Annotated in this window: 17 protein-coding genes; 12 read left to right on the top strand and 5 right to left on the bottom strand. The window is 70.2% G+C overall.

Going from position 1 to position 16,096, the window contains the following annotated elements; genetic code table 11:
• Window positions 1–33: 33 nt before the first annotated feature.
• The 4 genes from OG247_RS11400 to OG247_RS11385 form a co-directional block, all read right to left on the bottom strand.
• Window positions 34–1,023: a COX15/CtaA family protein gene (locus tag OG247_RS11400; protein ID WP_442813256.1), complete on the bottom strand. Its 990-nt coding sequence runs from the start codon at window positions 1,021–1,023 to the stop codon at window positions 34–36.
• Window positions 1,024–1,027: 4 nt separating this feature from the next.
• Window positions 1,028–2,164 carry a hypothetical protein gene (locus tag OG247_RS11395; RefSeq protein WP_327252126.1) on the bottom strand — a complete coding sequence of 379 codons (1,137 nt, stop codon included), beginning with the start codon at window positions 2,162–2,164 and terminating at the stop codon, window positions 1,028–1,030.
• 225 nt (window positions 2,165–2,389) lie between these two features.
• Window positions 2,390–3,172: an ABC transporter permease gene (locus OG247_RS11390; RefSeq protein ID WP_327252125.1), complete on the bottom strand. Its 783-nt coding sequence runs from the start codon at window positions 3,170–3,172 to the stop codon at window positions 2,390–2,392.
• Entirely contained in the window at window positions 3,169–4,095 is a 927-nt protein-coding gene (locus OG247_RS11385; protein ID WP_327252124.1) for an ABC transporter ATP-binding protein, read from the bottom strand. Before OG247_RS11385 ends, OG247_RS11390 begins: the two co-directional genes overlap by 4 nt.
• 133 nt (window positions 4,096–4,228) lie before the next feature.
• Here OG247_RS11385 and OG247_RS11380 point away from each other — a divergent pair, with 133 nt between their 5' ends.
• The 11 genes from OG247_RS11380 (at window position 4,229) to OG247_RS11330 (ending at window position 14,734) form a co-directional block, all read left to right on the top strand.
• Window positions 4,229–5,020, top strand: a complete 792-nt coding sequence (locus tag OG247_RS11380) for a formate/nitrite transporter family protein (RefSeq protein WP_327252123.1) — start codon at window positions 4,229–4,231, stop codon at window positions 5,018–5,020.
• Window positions 5,021–5,139: 119 nt separating this feature from the next.
• Entirely contained in the window at window positions 5,140–5,901 is a 762-nt protein-coding gene (locus tag OG247_RS11375) for a helix-turn-helix transcriptional regulator (protein WP_327252122.1), read from the top strand.
• Window positions 5,898–7,313 (top strand): Fe-S cluster assembly protein SufB, encoded by a 1,416-nt coding sequence (gene sufB, locus OG247_RS11370; protein ID WP_243338403.1) that lies wholly within the window; start codon window positions 5,898–5,900, stop codon window positions 7,311–7,313. Before OG247_RS11375 ends, sufB begins: the two co-directional genes overlap by 4 nt.
• Before the next feature lie 59 nt (window positions 7,314–7,372).
• Window positions 7,373–8,551 (top strand): Fe-S cluster assembly protein SufD, encoded by a 1,179-nt coding sequence (gene sufD, locus OG247_RS11365; protein ID WP_327252121.1) that lies wholly within the window; start codon window positions 7,373–7,375, stop codon window positions 8,549–8,551.
• Window positions 8,551–8,868 carry a bifunctional 3-phenylpropionate/cinnamic acid dioxygenase ferredoxin subunit gene (locus tag OG247_RS11360; protein WP_327252120.1) on the top strand — a complete coding sequence of 106 codons (318 nt, stop codon included), beginning with the start codon at window positions 8,551–8,553 and terminating at the stop codon, window positions 8,866–8,868. Before sufD ends, OG247_RS11360 begins: the two co-directional genes overlap by 1 nt.
• A gap of 7 nt (window positions 8,869–8,875) precedes the next feature.
• Window positions 8,876–9,643: a Fe-S cluster assembly ATPase SufC gene (gene sufC, locus OG247_RS11355; RefSeq protein ID WP_327252119.1), complete on the top strand. Its 768-nt coding sequence runs from the start codon at window positions 8,876–8,878 to the stop codon at window positions 9,641–9,643.
• Complete coding sequence (locus tag OG247_RS11350) at window positions 9,640–10,896, top strand: cysteine desulfurase (RefSeq protein ID WP_327252118.1); 1,257 nt, start codon at window positions 9,640–9,642, stop codon at window positions 10,894–10,896. Before sufC ends, OG247_RS11350 begins: the two co-directional genes overlap by 4 nt.
• 29 nt (window positions 10,897–10,925) lie before the next feature.
• Window positions 10,926–11,387: a Fe-S cluster assembly sulfur transfer protein SufU gene (gene sufU / locus OG247_RS11345; RefSeq protein WP_266909696.1), complete on the top strand. Its 462-nt coding sequence runs from the start codon at window positions 10,926–10,928 to the stop codon at window positions 11,385–11,387.
• Window positions 11,384–11,728 carry a metal-sulfur cluster assembly factor gene (locus OG247_RS11340; protein WP_073913993.1) on the top strand — a complete coding sequence of 115 codons (345 nt, stop codon included), beginning with the start codon at window positions 11,384–11,386 and terminating at the stop codon, window positions 11,726–11,728. Before sufU ends, OG247_RS11340 begins: the two co-directional genes overlap by 4 nt.
• Before the next feature lie 193 nt (window positions 11,729–11,921).
• Window positions 11,922–13,346: a hypothetical protein gene (locus tag OG247_RS11335; RefSeq protein ID WP_327252117.1), complete on the top strand. Its 1,425-nt coding sequence runs from the start codon at window positions 11,922–11,924 to the stop codon at window positions 13,344–13,346.
• On the top strand, window positions 13,343–14,734 hold the full coding sequence (locus OG247_RS11330; protein ID WP_442813255.1) for a DUF3616 domain-containing protein: 1,392 nt from the start codon (window positions 13,343–13,345) through the stop codon (window positions 14,732–14,734). The genes OG247_RS11335 and OG247_RS11330 overlap by 4 nt, the downstream gene beginning before the upstream one ends.
• On the opposite strand, the gene OG247_RS11325 is transcribed toward OG247_RS11330, so the two are convergent.
• A complete protein-coding gene (locus OG247_RS11325) occupies window positions 14,721–15,635 on the bottom strand; it encodes a hypothetical protein (RefSeq protein ID WP_327252116.1) in 915 nt (304 codons plus the stop codon). The two genes, OG247_RS11330 and OG247_RS11325, sit on opposite strands and share 14 nt — an antisense overlap.
• A 130-nt stretch (window positions 15,636–15,765) precedes the next feature.
• On the opposite strand from OG247_RS11325, the gene OG247_RS11320 reads away from it, so the two are divergent.
• On the top strand, window positions 15,766–16,089 hold the full coding sequence (locus tag OG247_RS11320) for a DMT family transporter (RefSeq protein ID WP_327252115.1): 324 nt from the start codon (window positions 15,766–15,768) through the stop codon (window positions 16,087–16,089).
• Window positions 16,090–16,096: the final 7 nt, after the last annotated feature.

Raw genomic sequence — 16,096 nt, 5'->3', positions numbered from 1 at the left:
CTGACCGGCGGTCGGCCCCGGTGGGTCAGTGGGTCAGACCGCGGCGAGGCGGGCGTCGCCCTGGGCCGGGATCCCGGCCTCCTCGGACGGACGTTCGCGCAGGCTCAGGACCACCCGGACGACCGAGATCCACACCAGGCAGGAGCCGAGCATGTGGGCCGCCACGAGGGCCTCGGGCACCTCGGTGAAGTACTGGACGTAACCGATGGCGCCCTGGGAGAGCAGCACGATCAGCAGGTCGCGGGCGCGCGCCCGGGTGTCCACGGGGGCGTCGACCACGCGCAGCACCAGCCACATCGCGACGGCGAGCGCGCACACCACCCAGGCGGAGACCGCGTGTACGTGGGCGGTGGCCGACCAGTCGAACGGCATCCGCTTGATCTCGCTGCTGTCACCGGCGTGCGGGCCGGAACCGGTGACGACCGTTCCCGCCGCGATCAGCACGGCGGTGGCCGCGAGCAGCGCCCACGAGAGCTTGCGCACCGGAGCGGGCACGCGCGGCCGGGCCGGGCCGTCACCCTCGAGGGTGCGCTGCCAGGTGATCGTCGTCACGGCGATCAGCGAGGTGGCGAGCAGGAAGTGCCCGGCCACGCTGTAGGGGTTGAGGCCCGTGCGGACGGTGATGCCGCCGAGGACCGCGTTGCCCATCACGATGGCGAACTGGAGCCAGCCGAGCCGGGTCAGTGAACGGCGCCACGGCTTGGCGCAGCGGGCGGCGGTGATCGCCCAGCCAACGGCCGCGCAGAGCACGTACGTCAGCATGCGGTTGCCGAACTCGATGGCGCCGTGGAAGCCCTGTTCCTGGGTCACGATCAGGCTGTCGCTCGTGCACTTGGGCCAGGTGTCGCAGCCGAGACCGGATCCGGTCAGCCGCACCGCGCCGCCGGTGATGACGATGGCGACGCTCATGAGCACCGCTGCGAGCGCGGCTCGCCGGACGGTCCGGGGTGACGGCGTCCAGCGGCTGGCGAGATATGAGAGGGGGGTCAACACGGCCCTTATCGTACGCGGACACTTGTGCAAAGTTTCACGAGGGGGTGGCGGTTGCTCCCTCAGGGCCGATGACCAGCCGGAACCGGGCCCCGGCGGGGTCGCCTTCCGTGTGCCACCAGACGCGGATCCGCCAAGGGGCGCCCTCGCCCGGGTAGTCGGCCGAGGCCGCGAATCCCCGAACCAATTCAGCCCCTACATCCTCGGCTGTCCTATTTCTGACTTCTGCCCCGCTATGCCAGGGATGTGGCTGTACGTTCCACAGTCCGTCGGGGCCGCGGACCTCGACGCGCCACACCGCGACCCAGGGGGTCACCTCCAGCATCGTGTGGACCTGGTCGGCCTCCAGGCCCAGCCCGGCGGCGATCTCCGCCTCGGGGACGCCCTGGACGCGGGCGGCCACCACGGCCTGGGGCAGCAGCCGTTCGGGCAGCAGCCCGCGCGTGCGCAGGCCGGCCAGGGAGGCGAAGGACAGGAAGCGCAGCCGCAGTTCGAGCTGGCGGCCGATGTGGTCCAGGGCCTCCTCGGCCTCCTGCGACTCGTCGGAGCCGGGAGCGGCGAGCAGCAGCCGCCGGAAGGAGCCCTCCGCGTCGACCGCCCAGGCCACGGACTCCTCGGCCAGGCCCAGCTCCGCGAGCCGGTCGCCGAGGAACACCTTCGCCTGCGCGAGGCCCCGCTGATTGACCGGATCCTCCTGGTCCAGGGCCGCCCAGACCTCGACCGCGCCGCGCGTCAGGTCCCGGGCCCGCTCGCCGGCGGCCCGTTCCATGGGGCTCGGGCCGCTCTCGGAGCCGGGGCCCAGCGGGTGCTTCGGCAGCCGCTCCCCGTCGCTGAGCGGCCAGGACAGCCAGACGCCCTGGTTGATCAGGCCCCGGGCGTACCAGCGGGCGTACTCGGCCGCGTGCCCGGCCGCCTGCTGCGAGAACCGCAGCCCCTCCTCGATGGCGGCCAGCGCCCCACCCCGGTCCCCGCCCGCGAACCGGCGGGCCGCCAGGTCGCCGAGGCGCAGACCCAGCCGGGCCGCGCACTCGGCGTCGGCGCGGGCCGGCTCGCGCAGGGCTCCGATCAGCTCGGCCAGCAGGGCGTCGGCCTCCGCGGGCTCCGCGTGCGCCGCGCCCGACCGGATCCGTGCCCACTGTTCGTCCAGCCGCAGAACGGCCTCCCGCTGCGCCATGTCAGCCCCCCGGCTCCATGCGTGAAGGTGCTCATCCTCCCAGGGAACGCCCGGCCGGGTGCGGGTGTTCCGATCAAACCCCAGGCCATTCGAGTGATGGTATGGTGACGCTGCGTAACCAGGCGGGTCGCAACCCGGGTGGCATTGATCGCGGAAGACTTATCCGTCCGCTGGACGGGTGAGCGGCGTGAGCCAGGAAGTTCCCCCGCCTGCGGGGGAGCGGGGTCAATCCCAGCGGAACCAGCGCCCAGCAGCGCCGAGTCCGAGTACGGCCCAGCAGGTCAGCACGGCCGCGTCGCCCCAGGGCAGCGCGGCCCCGTGCTGGAGCACCTCGCGCAGTCCGTCGGAGAGCGCGGAGATCGGGAGCAGGCCGAGCACGGACTGGACCGCTCCGGGGAACTTGTCCATCGGAACGATCACCCCGCCGCCGACGAGGAGCAGCAGGAAGACCAGGTTGGCGGCGGCCAGGGTGGCCTCCGCCCGCAGGGTGCCCGCCATCAGCAGGCCGAGCCCGGAGAAGGCGGCGGTGCCGAGCAGGATCAGCAGGGCGACGGACAGCGGGTTCCCGTGCGGCGACCAGCCCAGGGCGAAGGCGATCACCGTCAGCAGCGCGATCTGCAGCACCTCGGTGACCAGGACCGACAGCGTCTTGGCGGCCATCAGCGCCCAGCGCGGCAGCGGGGAGGCCCCGAGCCGCTTGAGGACCCCGTAGCGGCGGTCGAAGCCGGTGGCGATGGCCTGCCCGGTGAAGGCGGTGGACATCACGGCCAGCGCCAGGATCCCGGGGGCGAGGAAGTCCACCGACTTGCCCGAGCCCCCCTCTTGAACGGGCACAGTGACGATGTCGACCGCGGAGAAGAGGGTCAGCAGCAGCGCCGGGATGATCACGGTCAGCAGGAGCTGCTCCCCGTTGCGCAGCAGCATCCGGGTCTCCAGAGCCGTCTGCGCCAGGATCATGCGGGACACGGGCGCGGCCCCCGGGCGGGGGGTGAACGTACCGGCGCTCATGCGCGCAGCTCCTTACCGGTGAGCTCAAGAAAGACGTCTTCGAGGGTGTGCCGCTCCACCGAGAGGCTGGCGGGCATCACCCCGTGCTGCGCGCACCAGGAGGCGACGGTGGCCAGCAGCTGGGGATCCACGTCGCCGGTGACCCGGTAGACGCCGGGGAGGAGCTCGGCGGCCTGGGTGCCGTCGGGCAGGGCCTTCAGCAGGGAGCCGACGTCGAGGGAGGGGCGGCCGGTGAAGCGCAGGGTGTTCTCGGCGCCGCCACGGCACAGCGCGTCGGGGGTGCCGTGGGCGATGACCTTGCCGGCGTCGACGATGGCGACCTCGTCCGCGAGCTGCTCGGCCTCGTCCATGTGGTGGGTGGTGAGCACGACCGAGACCCCGTCGGCGCGCAGTTCCCGTACGAGTTCCCAGGTCGCGCGGCGGGCCTGCGGGTCGAGGCCGGCGGTCGGCTCGTCCAGGAAGACCAGCTCGGGGCGGCCGACGACGGCCATGGCGAGGGCGAGGCGCTGCTGCTGGCCGCCGGAGAGCCGGCGGTAGGGGGTGCGGCCGCAGCCGCCGAGGCCGAGGCGTTCCACCAGGGTGGGGACGTCCAGGGGGTCGGCGTACAGCTTGGCCATGTGGCGCAGCATCTCGACGGCCCGGGCGCCGGAGTAGACCCCGCCGGACTGGAGCATCACGCCGATGCGCGGGCGCAGGGACTCGGCCCGGGTCACGGGGTCGAGGCCGAGGACGCGGACGGATCCGGCGTCGGGGCGGCGGTAGCCCTCGCAGGTTTCCACAGTGGTCGTCTTGCCCGCGCCGTTGGGACCAAGGACTGCGGTGACCGAGGCCCTCCGGACGGTGAGGTCCAGGCCGTCCACCGCCGTTTTGGGGCCGTACCGCTTCACCAGTCCGCGGATTTCCACGGCGGGGTCGTTGCTCATGGGGAGTGAGTCTACGGAGCCGTGGGAGGTGACCGGGGTGGGGTCGTAGGTCCCGCCCCCGAAGGGTCACGGACCTGCGCATTCGTGACTTTATCGTCCGCCCCGGGATGCGGCCGGACCCTAACGTCGAATGGTGAACAGCATCGCTCAGAACGTCGAAGCCACCTCGGGGCAGGCCGAGCACAAGGCCCATGACCTCGGGCATCCGCCGCGCTACTTCGTGTCGGCGATGCTCGCGGGCGCCTACATCGCCATCGGCGAGGTGCTGCTCCTGGTCGCGATCTCGCCGTTCGTGGCCAAGGGCTCGCCGGCCGTGAAGCTGCTGGAGGGTGCGGTCTTCCCGATCGCCCTGACCATCGTGATGTTCGCCGGCGCCCAGCTCTTCACCAGCAACGTGATGGTCATGCTGGTCGGCGCCCTGTCCGGGCGGACCGGTCCGAGGGACTTGATCCTGTCCTGGACGCTCTCGCTGGCCGGGAACCTGGCCGGGGCCTTCGCCTTCGGGGCCATGGTGCACGCCTCCGGCGTGGTCTCCTCGCCCTCGGCGCGGTCCATGCTCACCGAAATGGTGCACGGGAAGATGGCGCTGAGCGGCGGGCAGCTGTTCTGGCGCGCGGTCCTCTGCAACATGCTGGTCTGCCTGGCCATCTGGATGTTCACCCGGGCCCGCGGCGATGCCGCCAAGATTTTCGTCCTGTGGCTGCCCGTGGCTGTTTTTGTTGCCGTCGGATTCGAACACTGTGTAGCGAACATGGCTGTTTTCAGCCTCGCGATCCTGGATGGCTCAGCGGGGTTCGGTGATCTTTTCCGGAATCTGATGTTCACCGTGCCGGGGAACGTCGTGGGCGGGGGTTTGCTGGTGGGAGCCGTTTACTGGTTCACCGGCGGGGCCCTGCGGGAAGCCGGAGAGTCGACTTCCGCTTAACGCTCCGTAGATAAATAAGGTAACCCTTAGTGATGGAGGCCACCAGAGGTGGCCTCCATCACGGCTTGTCGGGGCCCGACTAATTACGCAACAATGGCGTTGTGAAATACGGCGAACGGATGAGCGAGGCCCCCCAGGGCGAACTCGCGACCGGGGAGCGGTCAACCCGCAACCGGGTCGCGCGGTCGATCCTGGACCACGGTCCCTCCACCGTCGCCGACCTCGCCCAGCGCCTCGGCCTCACCCAGGCCGCCGTTCGCCGCCACCTCGACACGCTCGTCGCCGACGACGTCGTCGAACCCCGTGAGCAGCGTGTGTACGGCGCGCGGACCCGAGGTCGGCCCGCCAAGGTCTTCGCCCTGACCGACTGCGGTCGGGACGCCTTCGACCAGTCCTACGACTCGCTCGCCGCCGACGCCATGCGCTGGATCGCGCAGGCCGCCGGGGGCGGGGAGCAGGGCGAGGCGGCCGTGGCCGCCTTCGCGAAGGCCAGGCTGACGGCGCAGGCGGAGACCTACCGCGAGGCCGTGGAAGCGGCCGACCCCGCGGAACGTACCGAGGCCCTTGCCAAGGCGTTGACCGGAGACGGGTACGCTGCTACGGCGAAGAGCGCTCCCGGTCCGCACAGCGGTGAACAGCTCTGCCAGCACCACTGCCCGGTCGCACACGTCGCCGAGCAGTTCCCGCAGCTCTGCGAGGCGGAGACCGAGGTCTTCTCCCGCCTGCTCGGGACGCACGTGCAGCGTCTCGCCACGATCGCCCACGGCGACGGGGTGTGCACGACGTTCATTCCACGCAGTGGGAACGGCGTCCGTGCCACAGGCGCCACACAGACCGACACATCAGTATCTGCAAGTACGGCCGGGAGGAACCCCGCATGACCACGGAGACTGCTCACCCTGAGCTCGATGGCCTGGGCACCTACGAATACGGATGGGTCGACTCCGACGCGGCCGGTGCGGTCGCCAAGCGAGGCCTTTCCGAGGAGGTCGTCCGCGACATCTCGGCGAAGAAGTCCGAGCCGGAGTGGATGCTGAACCTCCGCCTCAAGGGCCTCAAGCTGTTCGGCAAGAAGCCCATGCCCAACTGGGGTTCCGACCTCTCGGGCATCGACTTCGACAACATCAAGTACTTCGTGCGTTCCACCGAGAAGCAGGCCGCTTCGTGGGAGGACCTGCCGGAGGACATCAAGAACACGTACGACAGGCTCGGCATCCCGGAGGCGGAGAAGCAGCGCCTCGTCGCCGGTGTCGCGGCCCAGTACGAGTCCGAGGTCGTCTACCACCAGATCCGTGAGGACCTGGAGGAGCAGGGCGTCATCTTCCTCGACACGGACACCGCGCTCAAGGAGCACCCGGAGCTCTTCCAGGAGTACTTCGGCACGGTCATCCCGGTCGGCGACAACAAGTTCGCCTCGCTGAACACCGCCGTGTGGTCGGGCGGCTCGTTCATCTACGTCCCCAAGGGCGTCAAGGTCGACATCCCGCTCCAGGCCTACTTCCGTATCAACACGGAGAACATGGGCCAGTTCGAGCGGACGCTGATCATCGTCGACGAGGACGCCTACGTCCACTACGTCGAGGGCTGTACCGCCCCGATCTACTCCTCGGACTCGCTGCACAGCGCCGTGGTCGAGATCATCGTGAAGAAGGGCGGCCGCTGCCGCTACACGACGATCCAGAACTGGTCGAACAACGTCTACAACCTGGTCACCAAGCGCGCCGTGGCGTACGAGGGCGCGACCATGGAGTGGATCGACGGCAACATCGGTTCCAAGGTCACCATGAAGTACCCGGCGGTCTACCTGATGGGCGAGCACGCCAAGGGCGAGACGCTCTCCATCGCCTTCGCGGGCGAGGGCCAGCACCAGGACGCCGGATCCAAGATGGTCCACATGGCGCCGAACACCTCCTCCAACATCGTCTCGAAGTCGGTGGCCCGAGGCGGCGGCCGCACCTCGTACCGCGGTCTGGTCGAGATCGGCGAAGGGGCCCACGGCTCCAAGTCCAACGTGCTGTGCGACGCGCTCCTGGTCGACACCATCTCCCGCTCGGACACCTACCCCTACGTGGACGTCCGCGAGGACGACGTGTCCATGGGCCACGAGGCGACCGTCTCCAAGGTCTCCGACGACCAGCTCTTCTACCTGATGAGCCGCGGTCTGACGGAGTTCGAGGCCATGGCGATGATCGTGCGCGGCTTCGTCGAGCCGATCGCCCGTGAGCTGCCGATGGAGTACGCGCTGGAGCTGAACCGGCTGATCGAGCTGCAGATGGAAGGCTCGGTCGGTTAGTCCCGGCCCGCCCGACGTCCCGCAGCAGATTCTTTAAGGAAGAGAGCAACACGACAGCCATGGCTGAGGCTCAGAACATTCCGGCGGGTTCGACCACCGCCGGCGCGATCGCGGTGGCCGCCGAGTCCACCGTCGCCACCCGGATGAGTGCCCCCCCGTCCTTCGACGTGGCGGACTTCCCCGTGCCCACCGGCCGCGAGGAGGAGTGGCGCTTCACGCCGCTCGCCCGCCTCAAGGGTCTGCACGACGGCACCGCGGTCGCCAACGGCACCATGAAGGCCCAGATCGACGCGCCGGAAGGCGTCACGATCGAATCCGTCGAGCGCGACGACGCCCGCGTCGGCAAGGCCGGCACCCCGGTGGACCGGGTCGCCGCCCAGGCGTTCTCGTCCTTCGCCAAGGCCACGGTCGTGACCGTGCCCAAGGAGGCGGTGCTCACCGAGCCCGTGCGCGTCACGCTGCACGGCGAGGGCGGCACCACCTTCGGCCACACCGTCTTCGACGTGAAGGCCTTCGCCGAGGCCGTCATCGTCATCGACCACACCGGTGACGGCGTGCGCGCGGCCAACGTGGACTTCCTCGTCGGCGACGGCGCCAAGCTCACCGTGGTCTCCGTGCAGGACTGGGACGACACCGCCGTCCACTGCTCCCAGCACAACGCCCTGGTCGGCCGCGACGCGACCTTCAAGTCGATCGTGGTCACCTTCGGCGGAGACCTCGTACGCCTCCACCCGCGCGTGAACTACGCCGGTCCCGGCGGCGAGGCCGAGCTCTTCGGCCTGTACTTCACGGACGCCGGTCAGCACCAGGAGCACCGCCTCCTGGTCGACCACAAGGCCCCGCACTGCAAGTCGAACGTGGTCTACAAGGGCGCGCTCCAGGGCCAGGACGCCCACGCCGTCTGGATCGGTGACGTGCTCATCGAGAAGACCGCCGAGGGCACCGACACCTACGAGATGAACCGCAACCTCGTCCTCACGGACGGCGCGCGGGTCGACTCGGTGCCGAACCTGGAGATCGAGACCGGCGAGATCGTCGGCGCCGGCCACGCCTCCGCGACCGGCCGCTTCGACGACGAGCAGCTCTTCTACCTGCAGTCCCGAGGCATCCCGGCCGACGAGGCCCGTCGTCTGGTCGTGCGCGGCTTCTTCGCCGAGCTCGTCCAGCAGATCGGTGTCGACGACATCGAAGAGCGCCTGCTCTCCAAGATCGAGACCGAGCTCCAGGGTTCCGTCTGATGACCTACATCAAGGCCTGTGCGCTGAGCGAGCTCGAGGAGAACGCCCCCAAGAGGGTCGAGCTCGAGGGCACTGCGGTATCCATCATCCGCGCCGAGGGTGAGGTGTTCGCGATCAACGACATCTGCTCGCACGCGAACGTCTCGCTCTCCGAGGGCGAGGTCGAAGACTGCATGATCGAGTGCTGGCTGCACGGCTCGTCCTTCGACCTGCGCACCGGCAAGCCGTCCGGTCTGCCCGCGACGCGCCCTGTCCCCGTTTACCCCGTAAAGATCGAAGGGGACGACGTGCTCGTCTCCCTCACCCAGGAGTCCTGAGGTATCCATGGCAACGCTTGAAATCCACGACCTGCACGTCTCCGTCGAGGCCGAGCAGGGCGCCCGCGAGATCCTCAAGGGCGTCGACCTCACCATCAAGCAGGGTGAGACGCACGCCATCATGGGTCCGAACGGCTCCGGCAAGTCCACCCTGGCGTACTCGCTGGCCGGTCACCCGAAGTACACCATCACCGGTGGAACCGTGACCCTCGACGGCGAAGACGTCCTGGAGATGTCCGTCGACGAGCGCGCCCGCGCCGGCCTGTTCCTCGCGATGCAGTACCCGGTGGAGATCCCCGGCGTCTCGGTCTCCAACTTCCTGCGCACCTCGGCCACCGCCATCCGCGGCGAGGCGCCGAAGCTGCGCACCTGGGTGAAGGAGGTCAAGTCCGCGATGGAGCAGCTCCAGATGGACCCGGCCTTCGCCGAGCGCAACGTCAACGAGGGCTTCTCCGGCGGTGAGAAGAAGCGCCACGAGATCCTGCAGCTGGAGCTCCTCAAGCCGAAGATCGCGATCCTCGACGAGACCGACTCCGGCCTCGACGTGGACGCCCTGCGTCAGGTCTCCGAGGGCGTCAACCGCGTCCACGCGACCGGTGAGGTCGGCACCCTGCTGATCACGCACTACACGCGGATCCTCCGCTACATCAAGCCCGACTTCGTCCACGTCTTCTCCGAGGGCCGCATCGCCGAGTCCGGTGGCGCCGAGCTCGCCGACAAGCTGGAGGCCGAAGGCTACGAGTCGTACAGCACGAAGGGTGGCGCGACCGCGTGACACAGCTGCCTGGCCTCCTCGACATCGAGGCGATCCGCAAGGACTTCCCCCTTCTGGATCGTGTGGTCCACGACGGGAAGAAGATCGTTTACCTGGACAACGCGGCGACTTCGCAGAAGCCCCGCCAGGTACTCGACGCGCTGAACGAGTACTACGAGCAGCACAACGCCAACGTCCACCGCGGCGTGCACGTGCTCGCCGAGGAGGCCACGGCGCTGTACGAGGGCGCTCGCGACAAGGTCGCCGCCTTCATCAACGCTCCGAGCCGCAACGAGGTGATCTTCACCAAGAACGCCTCGGAGTCGCTCAACCTGGTCGCGAACATGCTCGGCTGGGCGGACGAGCCCTACCGGGTCGACCGCGAGACCGAGATCGCCATCACGGAGATGGAGCACCACTCCAACATCGTCCCGTGGCAGCTGCTCTCGCAGCGCACCGGCGCGAAGCTGAAGTGGTTCGGCCTCACCGACGACGGCCGGCTCGACCTGTCCAACATCGAAGAGGTCATCACGGAGAAGACGAAGATCGTCTCCTTCACGCTGGTCTCCAACATCATGGGCACGGTCAACCCGACCGAGGCGATCGTCCGGCGCGCGCAGGAGGTCGGCGCACTGGTGCTGATCGACGCCTCGCAGGCCGCTCCGCACATGCCGCTCGACGTGCAGGCGCTCGGTGCGGACTTCGTGGCCTTCACCGGTCACAAGATGTGCGGCCCGACCGGCATCGGCGTCCTCTGGGGCCGCCAGGAGCTGCTCGAGGACCTGCCGCCCTTCCTGGGTGGCGGCGAGATGATCGAAACCGTCTCGATGCACTCCTCGACGTACGCCCCGGCGCCCCACAAGTTCGAGGCCGGTACGCCCCCGATCGCCCAGGCCGTCGGCCTCGGCGCGGCCGTGGACTACCTGACCGCGATCGGCATGGACAAGATCGCCGCGCACGAGCACGCGATCACCGAGTACGCGATCAAGCGCCTCGCGGAGGTCCCGGACCTGCGCATCATCGGCCCGACCACGGCCGAGGACCGCGGCGCCGCGATCTCCTTCGTGCTCGGTGACATCCACCCGCACGACGTCGGCCAGGTACTGGACGAGCAGGGCATCGCGGTCCGCGTGGGACACCACTGCGCCCGCCCGGTCTGCCTCCGGTACGGAATTCCGGCGACGACGCGAGCGTCTTTCTACCTGTACTCCTCTCCGGCCGAGGTCGACGCACTGATCGACGGGCTGGAGCACGTACGGAACTTCTTCGGATAAGACGAAGCGACGAAGGCGACGAGGGCGCAGTGAAGCTGGAATCCCTGTACCAGGAACTGATCCTGGACCACTACAAGCACCCGCGCGGGCGAGGCCTGCGCGACGGCGACGCCGAGGTGCACCACGTCAACCCGACGTGCGGTGACGAGATCACCCTGCGCGTGAAGTACGACGGCGAGACCCTCACGGACATCTCGTACGAGGGCCAGGGCTGCTCCATCAGCCAGGCCGGCGCGTCGATACTGAACGAGCTGCTCGTCGGCAAGGAGCTGGGCGAGGCGCGGAAGATCCAGGAAGTCTTCCTGGAGCTGATGCAGTCCAAGGGCAAGATCGAGCCCGACGAGGCCATGGAGGAGGTGCTGGAGGACGCGGTCGCGTTCGCCGGCGTCTCCAAGTACCCGGCCCGGGTGAAGTGTGCTCTGCTGAGCTGGATGGCCTGGAAGGACGCGACCGCCCAGGCACTGGGCGACGCCGAGAGGAAGACGGCATGACCGAGAACGCGACGCCCGAGGCGTCCATCAAGCCGGCCACCGAGGAAGAGGTCCGCGAGGCCCTCTACGACGTGGTCGACCCCGAGCTGGGCATCGACGTCGTCAACCTGGGCCTGATCTACGGCATCCACGTCGACGACGCGAACATCGCGACCCTCGACATGACGCTCACCTCGGCGGCCTGCCCGCTGACGGACGTCATCGAGGACCAGGCGAAGTCGGCTACGGACGGCATCGTCAGCGAACTGCGCATCAACTGGGTGTGGATGCCGCCGTGGGGCCCGGACAAGATCACCGACGACGGCCGCGAGCAGCTGCGCGCGCTCGGCTTCAACGTCTGATCGACGCCTGCCCCAGGCAAGACCCCGCACGACGGCCGTCCGACGGCCGAATGAACAGACGACCCCCGGCACGGATGTGCCGGGGGTCGTCTGTTTTCCCGGCGGACCGGCCGCGTGCACCGGGAGTTGGCCACGGTGGCCGAATCTTCTCGACGGCCGTCACATCGTGACGGCGCAGACGAGAGGACCTCCGTTGACCGTTCGCCCTTCACCGGCACGCCGCCTCGGTGCCGTGGGAGCCGCCGGAGCCGCCGCCCTGCTCGCCGCAGGACTGGCCGCGCCCGCGCACGCCGCCCAGGAAGCCGCCGCCGAACCGAGCATCGCGCTCTCCGCCGGGCACCTGTCCGGGGCCGTCGGCGCGATCGGCGACCCGGCCGTCACCGTGGACATCGCGCAGGAGGGGATGCCCGCCGCCTTCCTCAAGGTCGAGGTCCTCTCCTCCAGCAACCCGGCGGTCGCCGGGCCCGGCGACGTGCGCATCGCGCGGACCTGGCAGGGCGACCGCGAACTGACCGTCCACCCGCGGGCCCAGGGGTACACCGACCTGACGCTCCGGGTGACCGGCCGCGGCGGCAAGACGGCCACGGCCACCCTTTCCTACGCCGCTTCGGCGCGGGTGGGCACCGGCGCCTTCACCACCCGCTACCTCACGGGCTCCGCCGACTCCTCGGCCGCCGTGGACGTCGGCGGCGGCTACGCGCTGGTGGCCGACGACGAGACCAACGTGCTGCGCCTGTACGACCGGCTGCGCTCGGGCGCCCCCGTGAAGACCTGGGACCTCGGCCCCGCGCTCGGCATCAAGAAGGAAGCCGACATCGAGGCGGCCGCCCGCGTCGGCGACACCGTCTACTGGACGGGCTCGCTCGGCAACAACAAGGACGGCAAGTACAAGGCCGAGCGCAACACCGTCTTCACCACCCGGCTCACCGGGACGGGAGCCGACACCGAGATCGTCTTCGGCTCCGCCTACAAGGGCCTGCGCGAGGACCTGATCGCCTGGGACACGGCCCACGGGAACCGCTACGGCTTCGCGGCGGGCACGGCGGCCGGCAAGATCCCCAAGAGCATCGACGGGTTCAACGTCGAGGGCCTGGAGTTCGCTCCCGGTTCCACCACCACCGCCTACCTGGGCTTCCGCGCCCCGCTGGCGCCCGCGGTGCCCGGCGGCAAGGCACTGGTCGTGCCCGTCACCAACATCGACCAGGTCGTGGCCGGCGCGGCCAAGCCGGTCTTCGGCGAAGCGATCGAGATGGACCTCGGCGGGCTCGCGATCCGTGACATCCGCAAGAACGCCGCCGACCAGTACCTGGTCCTGGCCGGCTCCTGGGCGGCGGACGACAACTCCGACCCGTACGCCCTCTACCAGTGGGACGGCGTCCCGGGCCACGCCCCGGTCAAGCGGGCCGACCTGCCGACCACCGACCCCGGCGGCTGGGAAGCCGTGGTCTCCGTACCCGACCTGCGGCTGCCCGGCGCCCGCGTCCAGCTGATCACCGACAGCGGCTCCGCCGACCTGTACGGCGACGGCACCGAAGCCAAGGACCTCGACCACCCGGAGTGGAAGAAGTCCCGGTCGGGATGGTTCGCGCTCAGCCCGATTCGCGGAGGTCACCGATGAACACGCAGCATGGGAAGACGATGAAGAAGACGTACCTCGGGGCCGCCGGCATCGCCGCCCTGCTGATCGCCGCCACGACGATGCCCGCGCAGGCGGTGACGTACGGCACGCCCACCATCTCGCTGTCCGCCTCCTACCTGTCCGGGGCCGTCGGCGCGACGGGTGACCCGACGGTGGACGTGACCGTGGCGCAGAGCGGCGCGGACGTCTCCGCGCTCACCGTGAGCGCCTCGGCGTCCAGCAAGGCCACGGTCGCCGGGACCGGCGACGTGAGCGTGACCGGGACCGGCGCGGTCCGCAAGCTGGCGGTCGCCGCGCGCGGCCGCGGTTACACCAACCTCACCGTCAAGGTGACCGGGCTGGGCGGCAAGACCGCCACCAAGACGCTGTACTTCGCGGCCTCCGCGGCGGTGCAGAACCCGGCCGAAGCGCGCTACTTCACCGGTGCCTCCGACTCCTCGGCCGCCGTGGACGTCGGCGGCGGGTACACGGTCGTCGCCGACGACGAGAGCAACGTGCTGCGCCTGTACGACCGCGCCAACTCCGCGGCCCCGGTCAGGACCTGGGACTTCAGCTCGCAGCTCGGCGTCACCAAGGAGGTGGACATCGAGGGCGCGACCCTGATCGGCGGCACCATCTACTGGACGGGCTCGCTGGGCAACAACAAGGACGGCGAGTACAAGGCGCCCCGCAACACGGTGTTCACCACCACGCTGAGCGGCTCGGGCTCCACCGCGCAGCTCGCGTACGGGCGTTCGTACAAGAAGGTCCGCGAGGACCTGGTCGCCTGGGACAAGGCCAACGGCAACCGCTACGGCTTCGCCGCCGGTACGGCCGCCGGTGAGGCGCCGAAGCAGATCGACGGGTTCAACGTGGAGGGCCTGGAGTTCGCTCCCGGTTCCACCACCACCGCCTACCTGGGCTTCCGCGCCCCGCTGGCCCCGGCGGTGATCGGCGGCAAGGCGCTGGTCGTGCCCGTCACCAACTTCGACAAGGTGATCTCCAGCGGGACCAAGGCCACCTTCGGCGCGGGCATCGAGCTCGACCTCGGCGGGCTCGCGATCCGTGACATCCGCAAGAACGCCGCCGACCAGTACCTGATCCTGGCCGGCTCCCGGGCGGCGGACGACAACTCCGACCCCTATGCCCTTTACCAGTGGGACGGGATCGCGGGCCACGCCCCGGTCAAGCGCGCCGACCTGCCGACCACCGACCCCGGCGGCTGGGAGGCCATCGTGGCGGTGCCCGACCTTTCGGTCGCGGGCGCGCGGGTGCAGCTGATCACCGACAGTGGCTCCGCCGACCTGTACGGGGACGGCGCCGAAGCCAAGGACCTCACCCACCCGGAGTGGAAGAAGTCCCGCGCGGCCTGGTTCACGCTGAACTGAGCTCCCCTGATTGCGCAGACTGCCTGGTGAGCTCCTCGGTCAGGTGCTCGCGGCGGATCCGCCGGTCTGCGTAGAGCAGACCGGCGGTGAGCTGCGGGAAGCAGAGCAGCAGTGTCTGCGCGAGCATCCCGCCGAGTGCGGTGAGGGCCGCGTGCACGAAGCCGCCGTCCACCGCCGGGATCAGGCTGAGCGCCCCGGCGAAGGCGAAGGGCAACTGGACGGCGTACGCCGCTGCGAGCGCGATCGCGGCGGCGAGAGCGGTGAGGCCGAGCGTGCGCCACCAGGCCCCGCGCACCAGGCGGGCCGAGCGGCGCAGGGCGCCGAGCGGGCCGCGCCCCTCGCAGGCCGCGACCGTGGGCGCGAGCGCGAACAGGACCCCGCATCCGAGTGCGGCCGGCAGGGTGGCCGCCGCCAGGAGCGGGGGCAGCCCGGCGGCCAGAACGGCGGCGCCCGGTCCGGCCACGGCTCCGAGGATCAGGAGCTGGGTGCCGAGGACGGCCGCGCAGCGGGGGCCGGCGGCGCGCAGCAGCGTACGGGCGGTCGCGGGGCGGCCGAGTACCGCCGGGAGGAGCACGGCGCCCGTCAGGGCGGAGGCCAGGGCGCAGGTCGCCAGGGTGGCCAGGGCCGCGGCGGGAACCAGGGCGTCGACGGGCCGGGCGTGCAGCGCGAGCGCGGTCAGGACGGCCGCGGCGACCAGCAGTAGCGCGGCGAGCTGGCCGAGGAGCATGGCGGTGGCGAGGCGGACCCCGTAGCGGGCGAGGGCGGCGAAGGCCCCGCCGAGTATCTCGCCGGGGGTGAGCGGCCGCAGGGATATCACCCCGGGCCGGGGAGCCTGCGGGGGCAGCCAGCCGCCGCCCCAGGGCGTCCACCGCGACCCGCCCCTCGCTCCGTCCTGGGTCATGCGGATCTCCCGTCCCCCGGTGGGCGCGCCCCGGTGCCGCCGCGCCGACACCGTAGCGGCCGGGGCCGGAGAAGTCCCGGGGACACGCAGATATGTACGACTGTCCATAACGATGTGTACTGTCGTACGCATGCCCTACATACTGCTCGCCGCCGCCATCGTCGCAGAGGTCGCCGGTACCACCGCCATGAAGTTCAGCGAGGGCTTCACGAAGCTGTGGCCCTCGCTGATCACGCTGGTGGGCTACGTCATCGCCTTCACCCTGCTCGCGCAGACGCTGAAGTCGATGTCGGTGGGGACGGCGTACGCGATCTGGGCCGGCGTCGGCACGGCCGCGATCGCCGCGATCGGCATGGTCTTCATGGGGGAGGCCGCGACCGCCGCGAAGATCGGCGGCATCGCGCTGGTGATCGCCGGGGTCGTGCTGCTGAACCTCGGGGGGACCACGCACTGATGGCCGC

It is taken from the genome of Streptomyces sp. NBC_01244 (assembly GCF_035987325.1).
Classification (GTDB): domain Bacteria; phylum Actinomycetota; class Actinomycetes; order Streptomycetales; family Streptomycetaceae; genus Streptomyces.
The sequence above is the reverse complement of the archived record's forward strand: the minus strand, read 5'-3'. Positions and strand labels throughout refer to the sequence as shown.

Excerpts from the sequence above, each read along its gene's own strand:
- OG247_RS11395 (WP_327252126.1), bottom strand. The coding sequence starts at position 2,164 with ATGGCGCAGCGGGAGGCCGTTCTGCGGCTGGACGAACAGTGGGCACGG.
- OG247_RS11390 (WP_327252125.1), bottom strand. The coding sequence starts at position 3,172 with ATGAGCGCCGGTACGTTCACCCCCCGCCCGGGGGCCGCGCCCGTGTCC.
- OG247_RS11385 (WP_327252124.1), bottom strand. The coding sequence starts at position 4,095 with ATGAGCAACGACCCCGCCGTGGAAATCCGCGGACTGGTGAAGCGGTAC.
- OG247_RS11375 (WP_327252122.1), top strand. The coding sequence starts at position 5,140 with ATGAGCGAGGCCCCCCAGGGCGAACTCGCGACCGGGGAGCGGTCAACC.
- sufB (WP_243338403.1), top strand. The coding sequence starts at position 5,898 with ATGACCACGGAGACTGCTCACCCTGAGCTCGATGGCCTGGGCACCTAC.
- sufD (WP_327252121.1), top strand. The coding sequence starts at position 7,373 with ATGGCTGAGGCTCAGAACATTCCGGCGGGTTCGACCACCGCCGGCGCG.
- OG247_RS11360 (WP_327252120.1), top strand. The coding sequence starts at position 8,551 with ATGACCTACATCAAGGCCTGTGCGCTGAGCGAGCTCGAGGAGAACGCC.
- sufC (WP_327252119.1), top strand. The coding sequence starts at position 8,876 with ATGGCAACGCTTGAAATCCACGACCTGCACGTCTCCGTCGAGGCCGAG.
- OG247_RS11340 (WP_073913993.1), top strand. The coding sequence starts at position 11,384 with ATGACCGAGAACGCGACGCCCGAGGCGTCCATCAAGCCGGCCACCGAG.
- OG247_RS11330 (WP_442813255.1), top strand. The coding sequence starts at position 13,343 with ATGAACACGCAGCATGGGAAGACGATGAAGAAGACGTACCTCGGGGCC.
- OG247_RS11325 (WP_327252116.1), bottom strand. The coding sequence starts at position 15,635 with ATGACCCAGGACGGAGCGAGGGGCGGGTCGCGGTGGACGCCCTGGGGC.
- OG247_RS11320 (WP_327252115.1), top strand. The coding sequence starts at position 15,766 with ATGCCCTACATACTGCTCGCCGCCGCCATCGTCGCAGAGGTCGCCGGT.